This is a genomic window from Hyalangium versicolor, from assembly GCF_020103695.1.
GTDB lineage: Bacteria > Myxococcota > Myxococcia > Myxococcales > Myxococcaceae > Hyalangium > Hyalangium versicolor.
Genome location: NZ_JAHXBF010000007.1, coordinates 315,970 through 336,439 on the forward strand (window position 1 = coordinate 315,970; position 20,470 = coordinate 336,439).

The window sequence follows — 20,470 nt, forward strand, 5'->3', positions numbered from 1 at the left end:
GCGCGGGGGGCGTACCCGAGAAGTCGACGAGCGCGCCCGCTTCAAGGCGCCGGCGTCGCGGCCGCGAGGCCGTCGGCGGCCCGCCCGATTCGCTCCAAGATCTCGCCATCTTCCTCGTCGGAGATGTCGTGCTCGACCCCGGCGTACTCGCGCAGCTCCGCGGTGTACCCGGCGCGCTGCAGCTCGGCGATCGAGGCGCGCGCGCTTCGGGTCGGCACCGCCAGGTCGGAGGCGCCGTGGAAAGCCGCGACCGGCGGGAGTGTCGCCGGGCGCGGCCCCGAGCTGAGCGCCGCCGACGGGTAGAGCGACGGCGGGAGCAGGCCGCTGATGGGGAAGGCGGCCACCAGCGCCTCGGGGTGGGTGACCGCCAGGGCGAAGGTCATGATGCCGCCCTGCGAGAAGCCGGTGACGAGGGGCTTGCCGACGGTGGGGCGGGCGGCCACCAGGGCGGCGAGCGCAGCGGCGATCCGATCGGCTTCCCGCGTAACCAGGGGCGCTGCGACGTCGTCGCGGACGGAGTCGTACCAGATGTACATGCCGCCGCTCGGGTGGCCGTACGGGAGAATGAGGCGGGCGCGGCGGCGGTAGCGCCGGAGCAGCAGGAGGAAGTCCGAGGGGTCCCCGCCCATGGGGTGCAGCGCGACGATCATCGGCACCCGCTCGTCAGGTCGCGCCCCGCCCGTCATGTGCTCGAGGTAGCGCACGCCCGCGATCTCGCCCCAGGTGGTGCTCCCTGGCTCTCCCGCCGGGGGCAGAGGCGCGACAGGCCCCGCTGACGGCGTCTCCGACGGCGGACGCACGGCCGCCGATCCCGCGGGCGGCGCCGGCGCCGGCTTGCAGCTGCACCCAGGCCCCGCTAGGAGGACCACGCCGATGGAGAGGAGCAGGCGCAAGGGAAAGGGATCGGCCGACGGGTGGCGCATCGGTACAACATCATTCGGGTTGAAGAACCAGCTCCGCATCGATGGAGATCTCGATGTTGTCTCCCACGACGACACCGGCTCCCTCGCCCGGGAATTCCCAACGAAGGCCAAAGTCCTTCCGATTGACGGCTCCGGTGGCCTCGACCGCGCGGCGTATGCCTCCGGCATGATTGAACGGGGGCGAAAGTGTGACCGCGAGAGTCACCGGCTTGGTGATGCCGTGCATGGTCAGGTTGCCCATCATCGCGTACGAGGTGGCGCCCGACTTACTTACGCTGGTTGAAGCAAAGGTGATTCCCGGGAACTTGGCAACGTCGAAGAAGTCTGGACTCTTGAGGTGCGCGTCACGCTCCTCCACGCCCGTCGTGATGGTGCTCACATCAATGGTCGCGTTGGCCCTGGTATTGGCGAGGTTTCCTTCATCCAGGGTGAGGGTTCCGGAAGGCTTGTGAAACATGCCGCGCACGTTGGTGAACACGTGTTTGCAGGAGAACTGCGCCGAAGAGTTTTCTGGGTCCAGCACCCAATTCGAGGCATGAGGAACAGCTGGGACTGAAAGTTTGTCCGTGGCCGTGGGGGCTGCCCGGGCGGGCGCGGGGTCTCCGGAGCTGCAGGCAGAGATTAACAATAGAGCGATCACGGAGAGTGCTGAGGGGTGCATAGGAAGAGCCTCTGCAGGCAAGTGACACAGGCCTGCCTGGGGTTTCATTTCTCTTTCTGAAAGAAATTCCCATCGGCCTCATGGAGGTGGCTCTCGTGCCGGTGCTGGAGGGCGTGGAGGGTACGCCGCGGTGACTGGGCCGCGTGAGGATGCCAAACTGCAGGCGAAGCCACAGTCTCCTGGCGACAGCTACCCCGTTAAGATTGCTGGGCTTCTCGGGATGGAGGCAGCGGGAATCGAAGCCGTCTCCTACGCGCCGTGACGTGTCGGCAGGGTGTGTAAATCCTCAGAATCACGAGGGAGAGAGCGCAGAGGAGCACGCAGCGCTCCATGACGGCGCGTCGGAGCGTAGTAACGTAGAGACAGACACCAGTCGTGCGCCCCTTGAGGGCGGAGCAGGCAGTCCGCTGTCCCCTGCACAGCAAGCAGCGCTCGAGGAGGCGGTGCTCGCCTTCCGGCTGCAGGTGGCCCCTGTGCCGGGCTGTGGGAAGTGCCTTGATGCGGCTCCCGGTGGTCCTCTCGCCTGCGAAGGCCACGCCCTCCGCGCGGCGGTGGTGCAGCACCTGGTGACGGGCGGTGCGGCATGAACCGCCACCGTCGCCGCTGCGCCGATCTGCCTCCCACCGAGCGCCAGCTCCAGGTGCTGCGCCTCATTGAGGAGGGACGCGCGCGCCAGGGCTACAGTCCCACGGTGCGCGAGTTGCTCGCGCCGCTCGGCGTGAGCAGTACCCAGGCCGTCCAGTGCCTCGTGGAGGCTCTAAGGCGGAAGGGGCTCCTGGTCGGTGAGCGCGGCTCAGTTCGCACGCTGCGCGGCACCGAGGCCGGTCGCCAGTGCTTGGCTGCCGCCACTCACTTGAAGGGAGCTCACAGGCAAAAGGTACGAGCACTTGAGGTGGAGGTGCTCCGGTGACGCCTGCCAGCGATCTCCATATCTCCGAGCATGCCTTCCAACGTGGCCGTGAGCGCCTCGGGCTGAACCGCAAGGCCACGGAACGCATGGCATGCCGGGCCTTCGCGGCAGGGCTTCGCCACGAGGACACCTTCGGAGCCCTGCGCCAGTACCTCGGAATGGTGGCCAGTACCCGCGGCACTGCGGACAACCTCCGTGTCCACGGTGAGGCTGTTTGGGTGTTCTGCAGCCACACTCTCGTCACCGTGCTCCAGCTTCCGCACGAGCTGCGCAAGGCGGCCCATGCCACGCGCCGAGCGCAGCGCTCGGCGGTGGCGGAGGTGGCTGCGCCATGAGCTCCCTTAAGGAGAAGCTCGCCAAGCCCGAGATGCTGCCAGGCACTCGCGCCCGGCGCAGTCTGGCGAGCCTGCGTTGCTGCCGGGGCTACCGCGTGCTGGCAGGTACCGAGAGCAGCCCCGAGCGCGTGGCGATCCAGCCCATGGACACGGTTTCTGCGTGGGCCCGAGTGCCGGGCTTGCGCGGCACCTTCGAGCAGGTACCGAACACCACCGGCCCGGGGGAGGAGTAGCGATGGGGACGGCAGCACGGGTGTTGCCTCCCAAGGGCAACACAGCCGAGTGGTACACGCGCCGGACGGACTTCAATCCTCTCAACGAGGAGTTCGGCTTCACCGTGGACGTGTGCGCCGCCACGCGCGAGGCCGCCAAGGTTCCGAGGTTCTTCTGCCCGCCAGGGGTTGACCCGAGCTTGGTTGGGGCTGTTGCGACAGACGGGCTCGCGCAGTCATGGAGGGGCGAGCGCGTGTGGTGCAACCCGGGTCCGTACGATGCACGGAGCCTCTCGCTCTGGGCGAAGAAGTGCGCATCCGAGGCGGACAACGGGGCCGAGCTGGTGGTGCTGGCGGTGCCCGCGTGGACGGATAGAGGTTGGTGGCAGGACTACGTGGAGCCGGCGCTTCAAACTGGGCATGCCGAGATGCGGCGACCGCGGGGCCGGTGGCGCTTCGGCTGGCCGGGCTGCCCGGACGGATTGCCCGGACACGGGGGGAAGTTTCCCCAAGCGCTGGTGATCTGGCGGCGCCAAGCGCGGGAACCGCCAGCAGGTGGTGGCGATGCCGAGCACCTGTTGCAGAGTGAGAGGGCGGCTCGGCTTCGTGCGGAGAGGGCCCGGATCCGCGCTGAGGGGGAACTGGCCGGATGGCTGAAGGGCGTCGAACTCTTTCGCGCGCAAGCTGCAGCACTCGAGGCAACAGCTGATGCGCTCCGCCAGCAGTCCGAACTCAATAGAAGCGGGAAGCGCCGGACGAAGGTCTATTTCGCGCGGGGCCCTACCGGGAACATCAAGATCGGGGTCAGCGCGAATCCCTGGGCACGAGTGGCCTCTCTGCAAACAGGGGCGGGAGGGGGGAAGATTGTTCTCCTGGCGATCGTCGACGGAGGGGTCGAGGACGAACGTCGCCTCCATGAGCGGTTTGCGAGCACGCGACTCGTGGGTGAATGGTTCTCGCCGACGCCCGAGATCTTGGAGCTGATCGCGTCGTTTCCTCCTGCCGAAGACTCCCGTCACGCTCAGACAGTAGGCGCTACCGAACCCCCGAGCGTGACGCCCAGCGTGACACAGGAGGAGAGGGAGAAGAGAAAGAGGGAGTTGGCCAGAACGAGACAGAGAAACTGCCGCGCGCGAAAGGGCAGCGTGACGCCCAGCGTGACACAGGGGGAGGAGAAGAAAGAAAGACTCTCTACTTCTCCTCTCCCTCTTCCCCCTCCCTCTGTCTCGGAGAAGAGAGGATCGCTCGCGCTCGTCACGGCGGCGCCGCGTGACGGCGTGCGTGACACCCGGCGAGAGCACCACACATCGGCCTCGCTACCGGCGGAGGTGCAGGCTCTGCGCTCCGCATGGAACGAATTGGTGGCGCCGCATGGCTTCCCGGCCTGGGGAGAGCGCACCTCGAAGCGATTGCTGGGGGATGCCCAGGACGCGCTCGATCGCCGCCCGCTAGAGGAGTGGCAAAAGGCCTTCGCGCTTGTTCCACGAGCCCCGGTATGCCGCGGCGAACTGGGCAGCCGTCAGAGAGCCAGCCTCGTGTGGCTACTCGTGGGACAGACGCGAGAGGGGTACGAGCCAGCAGAGTGTCTCCTCACTGGCCGCTGGAGTCTGGACCCGGAACCGGGTCAGGAAACCGCGGGCGTGAGGCCACCCGTGGCCCACGGGCGGCCCGGCAACAGGGCCGAGCGGCTGGGCGCCGAAGCGCGCGCCACCGTCGAGCGCGAGCAGGAGGAACTTTGCGCCTCTGAGTCTCAGATGGAGGCTCTGGCTAGGGACGATTCGCCTGCTGGGCGCCTCTGGCATGTCGCGCTGGAAGAGGTGCAGCGGGATGGGAGGACGTATGCCCTCCAGTGGCTGACGCGGATGCGAGCCTTGGCCATTGTGGACGAAGGGCTGCTCCTCTTGGAGTGCCCCGATCGGTTCTTCCGCGACTGGGTGGATGACCACTACCGCGAACTGCTGGAGCGGCACCTCTCCTCCCGTGGCCTCGCAGGAGTCCGGTACGTGCTGCCCGAAGACGCGGGGGGGACCCCATGAGATGGGCCTCTCAAAGAGACGGGAACGAGCCGGCCATTGTCCGGGCTCTGCAACTCGCGGGTTGGACGGTGGTGAAGGTGAATGCGCCCGGGGTGATGGACTTACTGTGCATTCGGCGCGGCGAACTGCGCGTGCTGGAGGTGAAGAACCCCCGGGGCAAGAACCGCCTCACCCGGGCCCAGGAGGAACTGCTCGCTCGGTTGCGAGCAGCTGGGCTTGAGGTGCCCGTGGTGCGCTCGCCCGAGGAGGCCTTGGCTGCGGTGGAGGGCCGTCCGCCTTCGCCAGAGCCGCTCCGGTCGGACGCAGACAACCCCGCGCGAACCATTCGCCTCCGCGCGCGTCCCGCCACCTACCCCCCGGGAAGGAGGACCTCATGAACTCACAGCATACAGAGAAAGCGCGACTCTCCCACCGGGAGATGGAGGATCTGCTCATTCGTCTCCATGGCCTCACCCGGGAGGAGCCACGACTCGAGGATGAGCAAGCCCTGGCCCTGGCAGTGCGCGGGTACGTGGTGTCTGCAGCCGTGGCAGTGGCAAAGGAATACAGGGTGGCGGTGGAGGACATGGTGCAGGAGGGGCTGGTGGCCACTTACAAAGCCTGGGAAGGCTTTACTCCTGGCCAGGCTCCGGGGAAGTGCCTCTACCCGGGCTACGTGAAGCGCCTGGCTCTCCAGGCCATACGCCGCGCCGCTCTCGGGGAGGTGTCCCCAGTGCGTGTGACTCGCCACGCACGGCGCAAGGTGAAGCGCGCCAAGGCGGCAGCTCAGATGGAGGGCCCGCTGCGCGAAGTGAAGTACCGGCAGATCGTGGGTGGGCAGTGGGTGGAGAAGGTAGCCTCGGTGCCCGAGCCGCGCGAACTCGCCGAGGTTCTCGAGGAGCGCGGCGTGTCCGCAGGGAGTCTCTCCGTGCTTGGAAGCGGTACCCTCCACGCGGCCCTACCAGCAGACACCCTGCTGGGCCTTGCGGACGCTCGCGGCGAGAGCGAGGAGCGCCTAGCCCTTGCTCGCCGGGCGGTGAATGCCCTGGGCAGGCTAGGGCTGCTCCAGCGCTACGTGATTATGGGGCTCGCGGGTCTTGGCAGAGAGAGACCTGTTGGGGAAACCATCCTCGCCGACGAGCTTCGGCTCAGTCGGGCCGCAGTGAGGGAAGCGCGCGAGACGGGCCTGAGGGCCCTGCGTCGGGCTTTGGAGCCTCCCAGGGGCCGGGCCATAGTGAGGAGGGCCCCGACAACTCCGAATCGAGCTGTGTCCCCGCGAGCGGTGAGCCTGGGCCCCCTCTTCACGGATGTGCGGTAGTGCCCACTATCGTCGCGAGGAAGGACGGTACGTGCACTGCAGTGGGCTGCGGGGGGCGGATCCGAAAGGGGGAGTACGCAGCCTACAGCCGGGCTCAAGGGTTGCGGCACCCCGAGTGCGCCAGTAAGCCCACAGCGAGGAGAAACGCGAAGGCTGCACCGTGCGCACGGTGTAGCCGACGCTTGGAGGTCGGCGAGGGCCTACTCTACCACAGCGAGGAGAGACGCCGTGGTGGCTTCCGCCAACGGTACCTACTCACATGTCCTGTGTGCACTGCACCAAGAGCGGTGTGACGCCGTCGCCGCTATGGTTCGTGTGCGCTTCACTGGGCTGCCTTTGCGAGCCACCGATGCGGGTAAGATGGCGTTGAGCAGGGACAGGCAGGCAAGCGTGATACTCACTTCTGACGCATGGCCGCTTGCACGGGAGTCGAGCCCTGGTTCTACGAACGCACTTCAGAGACTCACTCCAGGAAACCCGAAGCAGGGTTGCAACAGAAAAGAGTGCACAGAGGCTTTGTGCTCAGCTGGATGCTGAGGATTGGTGCTGGCGACCCATCGCTCAATCAGTCGACTTGAAGAATGAATTTTGTCTGCCGCCTGTTCGGCACGTCCACCATCCAATAGGAAGGCGATCATGAAGAAGTGCACTTTGATATGGGCCATAGCTTTATTGGCGGTTTGGGGGTGTGGAGGCTCCATTGATGATGCCCAAGCCACCGAAGAGTTAGAATTGGCTAGTGCCGAGTCTGGCCTCATGAGTTGCGGCTCAGGCTGTCCTGATGGGTACTATCCTGCAAGTTATTCCTGCACGCGAAGCTGTGGTGTGAGTAACCTGTCATGCATGGGGCCGAGTTCACCTAATGCGGTAACTTGCCAGCCGATCCCAGCAACAACTTTCAGGCAGTGTGGCTCACAATGTCCCAGCGGTTTTGTCCCACAGGGTTATTCTTGTACGCCAGAGTGTAGCAGCGGCACTCTTGGTTCCAGTGTCTGCATCGCTTCTCATTCACCCAATGCAGTGACCTGCCAGCCGATCCCAGCAACAACTTTCAGGCAGTGTGGCTCACAATGTCCCAGCGGTTTTGTCCCACAGGGTTATTCCTGTACGCCAGAGTGTAGCAACGGCACTCTTGGTTCCAGTGTCTGCATCGCTTCTCATTCACCCAATGCAGTGACCTGCCAGCCGATCCCTGCGACAACCTTCAGGCAGTGTGGCTCACAGTGCCCTAGCGGCTTCGTCCCACAGGGGTATTCTTGTACGCCTGAGTGCAGCAACGGCACTCTTGGCTCTAGTGTCTGCACCGTTTCGCGTTCTCCCAACGCGGTGACATGCGCCAAGCAGTGACACAACTTCTTGGAGTTACAGCAGCGAGTTACCGCAGCAACCCGAGCCGTATGTCCAAGAGTGCTCGCCTCCCTGTTGGGTTAGGAGCAACATCCATCTGGATGGCCTGGATCGAAGTGCCACTGTGTACTGGGCAGATAGGAGTGGGTCTTCCTGCGGACCCTGCAGAGACCTGCTCCAGAGCCCTCGAAGTTGACCCTTATGAATGACTAGAAAGGAAAAGGGAGAAATTAGGCAGGAGAGACGGACAAGTCTCTTGCTGAACTGAGGAACTGGACCCAATAACTGGGTCCACCTCACTGGGTTGGTGGTGATGATTTTCAACTCTCTGCCATGAGGTACAGAGGGCGGGAGATGGGTTACGGCGAGCCGCGGAAGCGCACGCCGTCAAGACTCAGCCAACCCGTGCCGCCAGACTGGTAGATCACAGAGCCAGCCGGGGTAATGGTGATGACTCCTGCCCCGGTGTTTGTTGCCACGAGGAGTGTCACCTCGGCGCGCGGCCGGTATCCGGCGCGCAGACCGTTGAGGATCGCCGTACCTGCTGGTGGGACTCCGGCCGCCCGGGTGACACGCCCTTCCATGAAGACGGTGTCATCCGCTCCCTTGTAGAAGGCGCACACGGTGTACTGGCCCTGGTAGGCGTTCACGTTGGCAAAGCCGTTGGCGAAGGTGGCCGAGCTGCTGTCCACCAGGTTCAACGGCTCCATGAGGAGGCGCGAGAGCGATACGCGCACGGCATCCCAGATGAGGGCATCCGGCGTGGTGTTCGGCTGGTTCAGCCGCACGCGGAGGTACCTGGCGCCCGCTGGCGCCGCACCCACGTTGTAGAAGCGCCTCCACCCATCCGCAGGAGTGGGGTTTACCAGCACGCTCACCACCGAGAGGATGTTGAACGCGCTGTCCACGTAGTCGAGCAGCAGCGAGGCCACGTTGTTCCCGGTGGCAGTGGTGCGCTTGGCCCAGGCCTCAACGGAGTAGATGTCCCCGGGCCGCACAGTGACGTACTGGCTGGCCAGCGTGTTGGTGGCGCCGCCGCTGAAGTGCACTGCGGCGCCGCCGGAGAGTGCGTCAACGCTGCGAGCCGCAGTGGTTCCCCAGGTGCCATTGAGGAGCGTCCAGGTATCCGGTGGCGCATTCGCTACGTTGCAGGCCTCGAAGGAGTCATTGGGCACCACGCTGCTCTGCTGGACGTAGGGCTGAAGCAGACGTGGCTCTACGTACAGAGTTGTGATGAGGACCTCAGAACTGGGAGTTCCGCGGTTCCCCTTCGAGTCCCGCGATACCACCTTGGAGTAGTACGTGGTTCCCGGGCGGAGATCGGCTACCTCGAAACGCGTGGTGCTGCTGGTGGCCTTGGCCTGGCCGAGGGCAAAGCCCGGGGTGGTGCCCACGTGGAGCTCGTACTCCGCGGCCGCTGCTCCGGTGGTGGGCGGGAAAAAAGTGAGGGAGAAGCCATTCACCGTGGGAGTGGCCGAGAGGCCCGTGGGCGGTTGAGGTGGGGTGAAAGGGGGAGCGGGAGCAAGGCCCGGCCGAGCCTCCAGGGAGAGCCAGGCCCGAGGGCTGGTTGCGGGCTTGCCGCGGCACACCAGCTTCGTCTTCGCCCCGCTGGCTCCTAGGGTGTGCGTCACCTGCACGAGCGCAGCCAGTTGGGGGGCGGTGAAGTGGGCGCCGTTGTCGTCGAAGGCGAGAACGTCTCCGAGCTCGATAAAGGGGTGCAGGTCCACCTCCGCCTCAAGCTGTAGCCAGGGCTGCTTCATGTCGGCGAGGCCCGAGCTGAGCATGCGCCGCATCTCCGCTTCGGTGTCGATGGGGCTGGTGGCCTCCTCCGCCACCTGCGCCCAGCGGCGGCCGTAAGCAGCAATGCTGGCCGCATCGCTCACCTCCACTGTCTTGCGCTTGGGCTTGCCCGAGGCGTCCAGGTCGAAGCGATCCGAGTACACCCCGCTCCACGCGTTACGCACATCAGTGAGGCTGGTGCGCACCGCGCTGAGCTCGCGGTAGGTGCCCGGGCTGAACGTCCATACGGGGTTGGTGGCGGCCCTGTCCGGGCACCAGAGGAAGAGGGCCCAGGCGTTGGTGGGAGGCCCGCGCCACTTCCACCGCACCTCCCAGCCGCTCTGCTGAGCGAGGAAGCGCAGCGCTTCGAGCACCGGCTCCACTTTCTGCACGTAGGGGCCGCGGCGGGAGAGTGGATCCACCGGAACGTAGAAGGGAAAGGAAGCCAGGCCGTTGTCGCGCAAGAGGACCTGGCAAATGTCCTGCAACCTGTCCCCATTCGTGGGATCGCCGCTGCCGTAGGTGCGCTCCACCTCGATGAAGGAGTCCTGCAGCAGGCCGGCAGAGTCCCTACCGGAGAAGGTGAGCACCTCTGCGGCGGAGTCCACCTCATCAATCCGCCCCCGGAACAGCTCCACCCAGGCCGCCTCGGTGGGCTCCATGCCCAGGGGGCACACCAGCACCTCTACGATGAAGGTGCGGCCCTCGCGGAGCAGAGGGGCATAGACGCCCGCGTACGTGTTGAAGGGAGAGGTGGTGATCAGCGGAGCGAGGGAGAAGCCTGCAACATCGCGCCGCACACGGACTGTGGCCTGGGCCACGGGAGCGTCGAGCTGCTCGTCTACGGTGGCCTCCTCAAGGAAGTCGAAGGCGCCGAGCGGCCCAAGGGCTGAGAGGTTGTGCCAATAGTTTCCTGGGCCGAGCACCAGCACCCGGGCGCGTACGGTGTAGCCAGCGGCGCAGAGGAGACACGCGCGCTGCTGCTCAGTGAGAGTCCTCATGCCCCCGGAGAAGGGGCGTGAGGGCTCAGCTCCCGTAGAGGGTGAAGTCCAGCACCTCTCCGGTGGTGAAGGAGCCCCCAACGGCAAGCCCAGTGCGGCGGCCGGTACCGGTGAGCCCCATACAGGTGAGTCCTCCGGAGGGCAGTCCCTCGCCTCCCGCGTGGACGAACGGAAGGGGAGGAAAGGGCCGCGCTGCGTGGAGGGCGTAAAGGCGAGGCACCCAGGTATCTGGCACGGCGTAGGGCAACGCAACAAGCTCGTCCAGGTACTCCTCCCCTCCGTACATGCTGAAGACGCGGACACTGCCGCCGAACAGCACCTCGAAGGGGACGGGGCGCGAATTGTCCCTCCCCCCATCGCTCCACTTGGCACCGTCACTGCGCAGCGTGTAGTGGGTGTACCGTACGTCCACTCCGGCCTGCGCGTGCCAGCCCATGAGTGTCCAGGTGCTCGGAAGAAGGGTCTGCCAGCGCATGGTCCCCACCCAGGAGAGCACGAGCTTCCAGTCTCCGTACCGGGTATTGCCATCCTCGAGGTAGGCCTCCTTCACGTAGTCCGGCACCAGGCCGCGGGAGGAGGCGACGCTGTAGTCCTCGAAGTTCCACACATGCCCCTCGCCCTCTACCAGGGCGCGCACCAGCTCGGCCTCGGCAAGGGTGAGCAACCCTGTGGTGAAACGGTAGTCCCGCTTGCGTGTGCGCACCGAGGAGCGTGGCGCTCCGTTGAAGGAGCGCGTCACCTCTCCCAGGCGGACTGGCTCGTACTCTGAGGCAGTGCAGGCCAGGGGCACCCCGTTCACTTGCAGGTAGTCCGTCATGGCTTACCCCCTCTGCACGGCGTACCGGCTCGCCCAAGCCCGGCTGCCCGTCATCCGGAAGGCAATGTCATCCAGCTTCCGCTCCAGGGCCGTCATGCCCTCCAGCGGGTCTCTCGTGGTGATGTTGATCGTGTCAATGGCCACCGCGGGTGCCGCTGGAGCCTGAGCAGTTGACGTGCCTCCGGGAGTCGAGGGCCCGTAGGCCACACCGGGAGGAGGTGCACGCGTAGAGCCGGTGCTCGAGGAGGGTGGAGTTGAGGGCACAAGAGGACCGGAACTCTGGCCAGGGCGCCCCGGATCCTGCGCTTCGAAGCGGGACAGGGCCTCCTTCCACACCGAGGGGACATTGGTCAGCGACTTGGTGGCGTTGTCCACCGCCACGCGGTTGGCGAGCACAGCGGCCGTTTCTTCCGCTTTGGCCTGCGCCGCTTCCCAGGTGAGGCCGTTGAGCTGCTGGAGGCTTCGGGCCAACGCGTCCGTGTCGATCTTCGCCCCCTCTAGTCCGTCCGCCCACCCCCGGAGGAATCCGAGCGGCCTCACGCCGAACACGGAGATGTTGCCGAGGGAGCGGAACACCGACTGGATCGCCGAGAGGATCCCGTTCCACACACCGCCGACTCCCTTCATCACGGTGAGAATGACCTGGCTGACGAACTTCAGCGCATCGAAGAGGGCTTTCAGCACCGGGCCTGCGAACAGGCGAAAGGGCTGCTCCACCAGAAGGATGGCCTGAGTAATGAGCGCGAGCGTTGGAGCCAGCGCGGCGAAGAGCTCTCCGAGGACCACCAGTGAGGGCACAAGGGGCTGCACCACGCCTGCAAGGACTTGGAGCATCGGGGCGAGCGCCTTCAACCCAGCGTCGATGATGAGGGAGATCGCGCCGAGCAGCGGCTGCAGAGGCGTGAGGAGCTGACCGAGTGCATCCGCCACTCGTTGGAGCAAACCACTCAGCACCTCCATGACACGCTGGAAGCCCTCGCTCTGCATGAGGAGCTCGCCCACCATGTTGGCCAGTCCGCCCTGCAAGCCCGCGGCCTGGAAGCCTTCGATGAATGACTGGAGGGCTGCTGGCAGCGCGGACTGGAGGCGGCCGAGGAGGCTGGCCCGAATCTCCTTCAGTCCTGTGGCGATGCGCTCGGCCTCGAGCACCGAGGCCCGGCGGATGCGGCCCACGAATTCGACGGAGGCTTGCGCCCGAGCCTGCACCTCGGAGAGCCCCTGCTTTCTCAGTGCTTCGTAGATCGCACTTGTGCTGAAGCGGCCCATCCCCATGCCTCGCGTATCGACCGGAATGAAGGGGCGCGGCGCAGGACCAGGCCCAACCTTCGATACCGAGAGCGCCTCAGGCTCGGCGCGGAGTGTGGCATCCGGCCCTTGACCGAAGGACAGCAGGTGCTCGATTCGGGAGACGAGCTTCTCGAGCGCTGAGCCCTTGTAGTGGTCATTCACCAGCGCTTTCAGTCCCTTCACGCTGTAGTGGAGGGACTGGGACACGTTGTCTCCCACGGCGGAGCCGATGTCCGCGAGGGCCTTCACACCCTTGGTGAGCGCCTCGCCGGCCACCTTCCCGGCCTGCACCATCTTGTCCTGGAGCATGCCGACCATGGACTCACCGGTCATCTGCTGGACCTTGGCGAGCTGGTCCGCAAAGTCGTAGCGCTCCAAGAGCCGCGCGCCCTTCTCCAACAAGGCAGCGATGCTGCGGATCTTCGCCGCCACCACCTCGAGCATCGCGGCTGCGAGGGAGAGGAAGAACGAGCGCACCGCCTCGAAGAGGCCCGTGAAGAAGCCCGCCACCTTCAGGGCGTATCCCTTGATGGCCTCCCAGGCAGAGTTGATGGCCTCCGTGATAGCCGCGCTGTTCTCCATCCAGGCTTGATAGATGGCGCCGGCGCCGAGAGCGATTCCTGCGAAGGCAGCGGTTACTGCGGCCAGCGGCAGAAGGATGCTGCCGAGGGACACAGCCGCCGAGCCGAGTGCATTGGGCAGCATGGCACCGAAGCTGTTGAGGCCCTTCAGCATGCCTGGCAACTGCGCCGCGAGTTGGGAGCCCATGAGCTTGAATGCCGCAGATGCCGCGTTGACGGCTGGTACCAACACGGCCCCTGTCGCCTTGGCTAGGCCCTCCACGAGGCTTGCCCCCTTGCCGAGGACTCCTGCGACGGCTCCAGCCTTCACTGCGAACACGGCGAAGTTCACGGACGCCGCCTTCACGCCTGGATCGAGCCGTTGGAATGCTCCCACAACCTTGGAGAGTCCTTGGGCCAGTTCTCGGATGAAGGGCGCGAACGCGTCCCCGATATCCCCGGCCAGGGTGTAGAGGAGCTTCTCTATGCGCTTGAGGTCGGCCTGGAGCTTCTCGTTCGTCTCCGAAGCCTTCTTGACAGCTACTCCCAGGCCAGCCGCGAAGATGGCGCCGACGTTGGCGATCGCGCCAGCCGACTCCTTCACCTTCTTGGCCGTGTCCTCCACCATCTTCGCCACGCGCTGCATTGATTGGGCGAAGTCTCCGATTGCGGCAGAGACGGCAACGTATACGTCTCCGACCTTCAGGGCTCCATCACTCATGCCCCAGGAGAAGGGGCGGACCGGGAGCTACCTCTCTACTGCTCGTGCATAGCCGGCGCGGGTGATGCGCGCTGTGGCTGAGTGCTGCTCGGTGTGCGCTGTGAGGGAATGCTGGGCAGATAGCAACCGCCCTTCCACTCGTAGCCGCCCGTCTTACACTCTTCGGCCGTGGCGTCGATCTTGATCCAGCAGGCGCGCTGTCCGTTGCGCAGCTCAATCTCCCTCCCGAGCCCGCGACAGGGCGCTAGGTGCTGCCCTGGAAAAGGGCGGGATGGCATATCGAAGGCCACAACCGATTTCGACGTCATGTCCTGGTCCGTGCTGCCGACGGGCATCAACTCGGGTTCGGCCAGAGCCTCCTCTGCCAGTCCTGTGCGCGCAGCACCGCCCATTCTGGGCTCTGATGCAGAAGTCGACTCGTGCACTGTGCTCGGCACCAACACCAGTGCGGCCAGTGAGGTGACAGCGAGCGCCGTCCAGTACGGTTGCCGCGCCCAAAGAGAAGCCCAGCGCCCGGGGCGGCGGTTGCTCTGCGCTACTGGGGCAGGCGCTGGCGTGGGGTGCCCCATTGAGGGGGCAGACACCGCGCTCTCCTGTGCTGGCGCGTCCCCATCGCTCAGTTCCGTGACGGTAGGCGTTAGCGCGCCACGCTCCGCCACGCTCGCTGCATCCGCAGTGGTCTCCTGGGAGTCCTGGAGGAGTGTGGCAAGCTGCGGCGTGGAGATCTCCACCTCGTTCAGGACAGCCACCACAACCTCGTCCTCCTGGTTGGCCGCAGTGCGGTCCTCGTGCAGCCGCGCGCGCAGTTGCCCCACCCGTTCGCGGTGGCCTTTCATCTCGCTCATGAGCGCAGCGGTGAGCTCCTCCAGTTCTTCACGCGTCCTGCTCAACTCGCCGCTGCTCAATGGAGTGGCCCCCCCCGCTACTACCAGTGCGCCTTCCTGGCTGCTCTGAACGGGGCGCTTGCCTGGGCGGCTGCGCATGTGCAGCGCAGCCTGTTTGTCGTATCGCAGAGCCGTGCTCACGTCCGCGAACACGTCCAGGTCATCGGCCGCTGCTGGAAGGGTGGTATCATCCGGGAACCTGTCCACATCCAGCGCGAGAAACGGTGGATCGGTGAACGCGTCCACACGTCCGTGCCATCTCTTGCGGGGCGCCCAGACCGAGTTCTTGCTCGGCCTGACAAGTAAGGCGGGAGCGTTTGTATCAAGGCGGCGGGCGGCCCACACATGCCAATCCGCTCCTCCGACGTCACCGTTGAAGGCCCACAGCAGTCTGTAGTTTCCAATCACGTGATTTGCCTTCCACTGCCCTTGTGCGTTCCCGGCCATGCGCACCTCCTACCCAGGTGGTAGCACTTCCCGCTAGGGACGCGCCACCCCGGGAGCCCTCATTGGTCACAGGCGCGGTGTTCGCGGCGTGGACTGCACTGGTACCCAGTCTCCGCTGAGGAAGCAGAAGGGCTCCGTCAGCATCTGCACCCGCTGGACGGAGCCCTTCAGGACCAGCTGTTCAGGCACATGTCCTACGCCCCCCGTCCAACCATCACGACTGGCGCTCGAGGCGCATGCCTCTCATAGCATGAGCGCCGCTGCTGCGGCCACCGAGCGTGGCCTCTGCGCGTTGCTCGGCGTTGCCCCGAGTCTCGCGCACGGTACGCAGCTGCGCCCCTTTCCTGGGGCACTGATCATCCCAGGCACCGCCCCTTCTTCGTGAGGAGGTCGTGAGGCACCGGTGAAGGGAACGACATGAAGACGCTCATGCAGTTGGTGGATGAGGCTGTAGCTCTCGCGCAGGCTGGGTTTATCGACACAGTGCGAGCCGAGGAACTGCGCACCCGGAGTGAGAAGCTGGAGGCCCATAGGGCGCAGGCGGAAGAGTACGGGGTTGCCTACGCGGAGTCCGAGGCAGGTGCGCGGGAGCGTCTGGACGGGAGCCAGCTTACCCTTGATCTCTGGCGGAGTGAGTTCCGGCTCTTGGTGTCCGCGCGGCGCTCAGCACGCGTCGCGGCCGAGCAACTCGACTTCATCCGCGAGGTGGTGGAGCGGGAGACGGCGGCGGCTGCGCACCGGAAGGCGAGAGGGGAAAAGTACGAGGTGCAGGCATGAACACCAGCGCTGAAGTTGCGGCCCTCCTGCGCCTGTCGCGGGCCCTCGTGCAACGCGCAGCTGCCCGAGGCACTCCCAACGAGGTCCACTGGGCGCGCGAGGTGGATCAGGCGGAGGCAGCGCTCGCCACGCACCAGCAGCCCACCCTCACGTCGGCTCCCGCCGGTCCTCGTTGCTTGTGTGGCGGCCCGCTCCTCACGGTGAAGGGGCGAGCCATCTGCGCGAGTGGACAGCACGATGGCTGAGGGAGAGAGCCGCGCAAGGTGAGGTCGTTCGAAATACGGTAGAGGTCCCCATCCCCCAGCGTGCGCAACCTCCAGTTCATCGGGCCCAAGGGCGACGGATAGCTGGGATATCTATGCCCCTGCTGAGCTCACGCGGAGATCGTCCTGGTGACCGCCTTCGACATCGGCAGTGGCGCCGCTCCCTTGAGCCGCCGAAAGATACCTACCGGTTGACGCTTGGTTCACCTGCTCTTCTGTCGTTCAACCCAGTCCCGGTACTGGAAGGTGCTCGTGAACCTGGCCCCCTCACCCACCCTTGTTAGCCCACTGTTGATGCCGACGAGCCAGCGGCCCTTCGCAGTCTCGCGGAAGGCGGGCCCGCCACTGTTTCCTGAAAGGCCTTGGACCCCGCTTGTGCGGAAGTGCACCTCCGAGGTCTCGCGCGTCGTGGTTACGGCCGTCACCACGATTCCGCCAAAGCGCCGCACCTCCTCCTCGTCGCCAACATGCACGCTCGGGCTGAAGCCCACCTGCACGAGGCGCTCCTGAGGAGTGACTTCGGCCTGTGGCAGGTTGCCGTCGGCGGTGACGCCCAACATGGAATACTCCATCTCAACGACGGCGAGATCGGCCACGTGGGTGAGCACCTTCCCATCCCGAAACTCGACCCTGAAGCCCTCGTGCACGGTGACGGTACCTTCAAAGGACTCCGGTATGCCACGCCACTGGCCGTCCCACTGCCGCACGTAGCGGACCACGTGCACGAAGGTCTTCTGCTCGCAGTCCGCTGGCGTGAAGACGGCGGGGCCCGAACGCGACTCGAGGTCTGGCGGCAGGCAGAAGCAATCTGCCGAGGTGAGCACCATGTGCAGCTCAATGAGGACGCCGGTGCACTCACGTGCGCGTGAGTACACCTGGACGGTGGAACGGTACTGGTTGGCGTAGTCATCGACGCCGCTTGCAAGCGCGAGGACGGACGCGGAGTTGGGGGCGCACGCTCCGCTGAGCAGCAGGAGGGAGGCCACGAGAGCCGTCGAGGCGCTGTTCTCGTTGGGGGGCAGACCCATCAGCGGAGACGGTACTACCTTCTCTGAGGCACCTACACTCACGCGCCATGCTGACTGTGCCGTGTGCCCGACCGCGCTCGAGCTGGTGGAGCACCAACACGGCGAGGTAATGGCTGGTACTCTCCCGTGAACGAACCCCACGCACTGCGCCTCGCGGAGTAGCGCGCCAAGTCAAGAGTGTGTCCAACGCTGCGCCAGTGCCGGTGCGAGGTGGGACTGCATGGATGTAGATCGCCAAGTCGCTGAGGAGCTCAAGACGCTTCGTGCGCAAGGACTGTCTCTTGAAAGCGCTCTAGAGAAGATGCTGGATGAGTCCAGGAACCTGCTTCCCTTGATCAAGGCCATCCGCGACGTCGAAGGCGTGAGTCTCCGCAAGGCCTCCGACATCCTCTGGGCTTGCTGGGAGCGGAGGTTCCCGGAGGGTTGACACTTCGGTATCTGGCCTGCGGTCCCGGAGCCAGAAATCCCCCTGGCCATCCGTCACCACCGGGAGGGTCGCATGCCCTCGGCGCAGGGGGGATGCTCCGGTGAGCCAAGAGCGGCCAGCGGCACGAGGAGCATCAGCGCAAGGAGGCGTGAGGCATAACCACCCGTTCCGCCTCTTCGCCATCATCAGCCCGGAGCGACAGATCCAGGCCAACGCCAGATTCGGCAAGCACCAGGAACTACAACGTCAGTTCGGCGGGGCGAGCGGGTGTGTCCCGCCAGTTCTGCATTAGCGCGTCGGCAATATCACCGAAGACGCTGCCGGACATGGGCTGGCACTTTTCGGTGTATCCGCTCGCCTCGGCCGAATAAACAGCCTCGTTACGCTCCACGTCGATGAGTTCGACCGTGAGGGAGCGAAGTCGGAATCCTCCTCCGAAACAGCGCACTAGCGTGTCGCTGGTGGTTTCCAGCACGTAGCGCAGAGGCTCCGCCTCGGCAGCCTGCACATACTGTCTCTTCACCCGAAAGCTTCTGGATCGAAGAGCCTCCTCCAAGGCACGGACTACGTCCGGCTCGTTGCCCACCACCGCTATTGCACGGGGCCCGACGAAAGGCTCTTGCGGGGACAGGCCAGCACGTACGTGCCCAGGCAGGGCACACCCAACCGAGACAGTGAAGGCCAAGACTACAAGAAGAGGATTTCTGGCGCGCATAGTGCGGGACGATACCAAACGTGCTCGCGGAGCTACGTGTCTGGCTCAACTACTAGGTCGCGCGCCACCCGCGAGAGGAACCGAGCAGGCCATTTGGATCCACGTCGGCCCGGGCCGCGGCCACCATCTCCTCCTGCTCCCGCTGCGCCACCTTTGCCTCCCCGTACATTGCCTTGAAGGCGAGCTATGCGCGTCCCTGCTCCCCTAGCCTCAACGACCGCCAGCCGCGGAACCGCATTCACTGATCCGCAAAGTGCAGGCCGGCGGTGGCCTTGTCGAGGAAGGGAAGGCCCGGCCCGCCGCGCGGCACTCGGCCGCCAGGTCCTCCACAATGTAGAAGGCGTGGTACGTGGCCAGCGCCGCCCTCCTACAGCACATGGTTCCCTCGCCCAACGCGAGGGCAGAGCGGATAGGAGCAATTCGCCGAGAGTGGTGAGGCCCTTCTCGGAGAAGGCTGGTTCAATGATCTGCTGAGTGAGGTGCTGCATGGTGGTGCTACGGGTGACAGTCACGGCCGAGCACGTGAGGCCCCTGGTTTCTCCGCCAGCTTCCGGAGAGCGGCCTTGATCTCCACCACGCCCTCGCGGAAGGCACGCAACTCGCTTCCCAGCGTTACCAACTTCAGTTCCTGGGTGTGCTGCACCGCAGCGAAGGCCTTCAGCTCGGCCTGCAGGGCAATGACGTCCCGCTCAAGCCGCATCACCACGCCGTAGGAGATGCCCGCTCTGAAGGGGCCGACCCTGAGGGACACCACGAAGGCGAGGGCCACGCCCGGTCCCGCCGCTGATTGGCCGGGGAGTGCCGGTCGGGGAGTGCTCGGTCAGGCCGAAACAGAAGGGGCGGCAGTCCCCGCACCTGAAGAAGCAGTGCCGTGGCCCCGGAGCAAGCAGAGAGTTCCAGGGCCTGTACTGCTGCGCCGCCAGGTCACTCAACCTTGGCCGCGTTCAGGTGCCGTTCCTATAGCTCCGAACGGCACCGACACCGGCCCCGACGGAAGCACATCAGACCGTAGTCGGCCGCGTACAGCCAGCGGCGCTCCTTCCAGCTCCAAATGCGCTTCACACACGGGCACCGGCACCCCTGAGGAAGTGTCCTCATGGTTGTCAACTCCCTTTGGGGGCACCCCGAAACCTCACCCATGTAGGTTGACAGCGCGGGGGGGCAGCGATACTGGTTGAGCCCCTGGCAAGGGCGACCAGTATCTCTAGGTCCGCGTGAACGGCCGGTCCTGTGGGCCCAATCCCACAGTACCGGCCGAAGTTTTTGCGGGCATCGAGCCCGGGAAAGTGGAGATCAGTTCCCCTCCTTGAGCGGCGGCGCACCAGAGGACTTAGAGCGGGCTCGGTACTCGCCGCGCCCCACCTTGTCGATGCGGCCCTGCTCGGCCAGGCGCGCCAGGGTGGTTCTCACGCTCTCGATCTTGGCAGATGGGAGAGCCCTACATATGTGATCGGCCGTAAACGTCATATCGGGGGGGGAGTTCTCGATGACGTCGGCGATCATCTTGGACAGTGACGCGTCGAAACTGGAGGTATCTGCCCCATCAACAGTGGCCCTCGCCTCAACAGCCCGCCTCTCCCTCTCCATCCTTATCATCCTCTCCCTCTCCATCCTCTCGAGCTCTCTCCTCTCCGCCTCCCTGATTTCGGCAGCAAGCTGCACTTGGCGACGCTGCGCTACAGTGGCTGGTGAGGGAGGAACTTCAGGAACGAGGGCTGCGAACTCCGCCTTGAGACGCGTGAGCTCATCTTCGAGCGCAGCGATACGCCGAGCGAGAGTCAATACCTGTTCCTGAAAGGCATTCATGCGTGCGTTTATGCGCACAGTCCAAACACAAGATCAAGTCAGTGTTTGGACGGCGTCGCGAATCCCAGGGTGAGTGACTGTAGTCCACTGCATGCAAGGTGTTGCGAATCCCAGGGTGGGTGACTGTAGTCCACTGCATGCAAGGTGTTGCGAATCCCCGGGTGGGTGACTGTAGTCCACTGCATGCAAGGTGTTGCGAATCCCCGGGTGGGTGACTGTAGTCCACTGCATGCACGG

At 65.4% G+C, this 20,470-nt stretch carries 18 protein-coding genes; 8 read left to right on the top strand and 10 right to left on the bottom strand.

Annotated elements, in window-relative coordinates:
* Positions 1–41 precede the first annotated feature (41 nt).
* Together KY501_RS16970 and KY501_RS16975 are read right to left on the bottom strand one after the other, a co-directional pair.
* Positions 42–704 (bottom strand): alpha/beta hydrolase, encoded by a 663-nt coding sequence (locus tag KY501_RS16970; protein ID WP_224364196.1) that lies wholly within the window; start codon positions 702–704, stop codon positions 42–44.
* Positions 705–933: 229 nt separating this feature from the next.
* Complete coding sequence (locus KY501_RS16975; protein ID WP_224364197.1) at positions 934–1,446, bottom strand: YceI family protein; 513 nt, start codon at positions 1,444–1,446, stop codon at positions 934–936.
* A 721-nt stretch (positions 1,447–2,167) separates the two neighbouring features.
* On the opposite strand from KY501_RS16975, the gene KY501_RS16980 reads away from it, so the two are divergent.
* The 6 genes from KY501_RS16980 to KY501_RS17005 are packed head-to-tail and all read left to right on the top strand — an operon-like array spanning position 2,168 to position 6,374.
* A complete protein-coding gene (locus tag KY501_RS16980; protein WP_224364198.1) occupies positions 2,168–2,494 on the top strand; it encodes a LexA family protein in 327 nt (108 codons plus the stop codon).
* The gene (locus KY501_RS16985; RefSeq protein ID WP_224364199.1) at positions 2,491–2,829 is read left to right on the top strand and encodes a hypothetical protein; all 339 of its coding nucleotides are present in this window, start codon (positions 2,491–2,493) and stop codon (positions 2,827–2,829) included. Before KY501_RS16980 ends, KY501_RS16985 begins: the two co-directional genes overlap by 4 nt.
* Positions 2,826–3,062, top strand: coding sequence for a hypothetical protein (locus KY501_RS16990; RefSeq protein ID WP_224364200.1), 237 nt, complete (start codon positions 2,826–2,828; stop codon positions 3,060–3,062). Before KY501_RS16985 ends, KY501_RS16990 begins: the two co-directional genes overlap by 4 nt.
* 2 nt (positions 3,063–3,064) lie before the next feature.
* The gene (locus KY501_RS16995; protein ID WP_224364201.1) at positions 3,065–5,077 is read left to right on the top strand and encodes a DNA N-6-adenine-methyltransferase; all 2,013 of its coding nucleotides are present in this window, start codon (positions 3,065–3,067) and stop codon (positions 5,075–5,077) included.
* Positions 5,074–5,454, top strand: coding sequence for a VRR-NUC domain-containing protein (locus KY501_RS17000; RefSeq protein WP_224364202.1), 381 nt, complete (start codon positions 5,074–5,076; stop codon positions 5,452–5,454). Before KY501_RS16995 ends, KY501_RS17000 begins: the two co-directional genes overlap by 4 nt.
* Entirely contained in the window at positions 5,451–6,374 is a 924-nt protein-coding gene (locus tag KY501_RS17005; protein WP_224364203.1) for a hypothetical protein, read from the top strand. The genes KY501_RS17000 and KY501_RS17005 overlap by 4 nt, the downstream gene beginning before the upstream one ends.
* A gap of 1,706 nt (positions 6,375–8,080) precedes the next feature.
* Here KY501_RS17005 and KY501_RS17010 read toward each other — a convergent pair.
* The 4 genes from KY501_RS17010 to KY501_RS17025 form a co-directional block, all read right to left on the bottom strand.
* Positions 8,081–10,501, bottom strand: coding sequence for a fibronectin type III domain-containing protein (locus KY501_RS17010; protein ID WP_224364204.1), 2,421 nt, complete (start codon positions 10,499–10,501; stop codon positions 8,081–8,083).
* A 25-nt stretch (positions 10,502–10,526) separates the two neighbouring features.
* Positions 10,527–11,318: a hypothetical protein gene (locus tag KY501_RS17015; protein WP_224364205.1), complete on the bottom strand. Its 792-nt coding sequence runs from the start codon at positions 11,316–11,318 to the stop codon at positions 10,527–10,529.
* A gap of 3 nt (positions 11,319–11,321) precedes the next feature.
* Positions 11,322–13,811: a phage tail tape measure protein gene (locus KY501_RS17020; RefSeq protein ID WP_224364206.1), complete on the bottom strand. Its 2,490-nt coding sequence runs from the start codon at positions 13,809–13,811 to the stop codon at positions 11,322–11,324.
* A gap of 110 nt (positions 13,812–13,921) precedes the next feature.
* The gene (locus KY501_RS17025; RefSeq protein ID WP_224364207.1) at positions 13,922–15,217 is read right to left on the bottom strand and encodes a hypothetical protein; all 1,296 of its coding nucleotides are present in this window, start codon (positions 15,215–15,217) and stop codon (positions 13,922–13,924) included.
* Between the two features lie 417 nt (positions 15,218–15,634).
* Between KY501_RS17025 and KY501_RS17030 the strand changes: the two genes are divergently transcribed.
* Both KY501_RS17030 and KY501_RS17035 read left to right on the top strand, forming a co-directional pair.
* Entirely contained in the window at positions 15,635–15,994 is a 360-nt protein-coding gene (locus tag KY501_RS17030; protein WP_224364208.1) for a hypothetical protein, read from the top strand.
* Positions 15,991–16,239, top strand: coding sequence for a hypothetical protein (locus KY501_RS17035; protein ID WP_224364209.1), 249 nt, complete (start codon positions 15,991–15,993; stop codon positions 16,237–16,239). The genes KY501_RS17030 and KY501_RS17035 overlap by 4 nt, the downstream gene beginning before the upstream one ends.
* Before the next feature lie 221 nt (positions 16,240–16,460).
* Here KY501_RS17035 and KY501_RS17040 read toward each other — a convergent pair whose 3' ends face one another.
* The 4 genes from KY501_RS17040 to KY501_RS17055 all read right to left on the bottom strand — a co-directional run bounded on the left by KY501_RS17040 (position 16,461) and on the right by KY501_RS17055 (position 20,233).
* Positions 16,461–17,285, bottom strand: coding sequence for a trypsin-like serine protease (locus KY501_RS17040; RefSeq protein WP_224364210.1), 825 nt, complete (start codon positions 17,283–17,285; stop codon positions 16,461–16,463).
* A 665-nt stretch (positions 17,286–17,950) separates the two neighbouring features.
* Positions 17,951–18,235 carry a hypothetical protein gene (locus tag KY501_RS17045; protein ID WP_224364211.1) on the bottom strand — a complete coding sequence of 95 codons (285 nt, stop codon included), beginning with the start codon at positions 18,233–18,235 and terminating at the stop codon, positions 17,951–17,953.
* 700 nt (positions 18,236–18,935) lie between these two features.
* Positions 18,936–19,196: a hypothetical protein gene (locus KY501_RS17050; protein ID WP_224364212.1), complete on the bottom strand. Its 261-nt coding sequence runs from the start codon at positions 19,194–19,196 to the stop codon at positions 18,936–18,938.
* A gap of 524 nt (positions 19,197–19,720) precedes the next feature.
* Positions 19,721–20,233, bottom strand: coding sequence for a hypothetical protein (locus KY501_RS17055; RefSeq protein WP_224364213.1), 513 nt, complete (start codon positions 20,231–20,233; stop codon positions 19,721–19,723).
* Between the last annotated feature and the right edge of the window lie 237 nt (positions 20,234–20,470).

Coding starts and splice junctions, on each gene's coding strand:
- KY501_RS16980 (WP_224364198.1), top strand. CDS start 2,168: ATGAACCGCCACCGTCGCCGCTGCGCCGATCTGCCTCCCACCGAGCGC.
- KY501_RS16990 (WP_224364200.1), top strand. CDS start 2,826: ATGAGCTCCCTTAAGGAGAAGCTCGCCAAGCCCGAGATGCTGCCAGGC.
- KY501_RS16995 (WP_224364201.1), top strand. CDS start 3,065: ATGGGGACGGCAGCACGGGTGTTGCCTCCCAAGGGCAACACAGCCGAG.
- KY501_RS17000 (WP_224364202.1), top strand. CDS start 5,074: ATGAGATGGGCCTCTCAAAGAGACGGGAACGAGCCGGCCATTGTCCGG.
- KY501_RS17005 (WP_224364203.1), top strand. CDS start 5,451: ATGAACTCACAGCATACAGAGAAAGCGCGACTCTCCCACCGGGAGATG.
- KY501_RS17010 (WP_224364204.1), bottom strand. CDS start 10,501: ATGAGGACTCTCACTGAGCAGCAGCGCGCGTGTCTCCTCTGCGCCGCT.
- KY501_RS17015 (WP_224364205.1), bottom strand. CDS start 11,318: ATGACGGACTACCTGCAAGTGAACGGGGTGCCCCTGGCCTGCACTGCC.
- KY501_RS17020 (WP_224364206.1), bottom strand. CDS start 13,811: ATGCAGCGCGTGGCGAAGATGGTGGAGGACACGGCCAAGAAGGTGAAG.
- KY501_RS17025 (WP_224364207.1), bottom strand. CDS start 15,217: ATGGCCGGGAACGCACAAGGGCAGTGGAAGGCAAATCACGTGATTGGA.
- KY501_RS17030 (WP_224364208.1), top strand. CDS start 15,635: ATGAAGACGCTCATGCAGTTGGTGGATGAGGCTGTAGCTCTCGCGCAG.
- KY501_RS17035 (WP_224364209.1), top strand. CDS start 15,991: ATGAACACCAGCGCTGAAGTTGCGGCCCTCCTGCGCCTGTCGCGGGCC.
- KY501_RS17040 (WP_224364210.1), bottom strand. CDS start 17,285: ATGGGTCTGCCCCCCAACGAGAACAGCGCCTCGACGGCTCTCGTGGCC.
- KY501_RS17055 (WP_224364213.1), bottom strand. CDS start 20,233: ATGAATGCCTTTCAGGAACAGGTATTGACTCTCGCTCGGCGTATCGCT.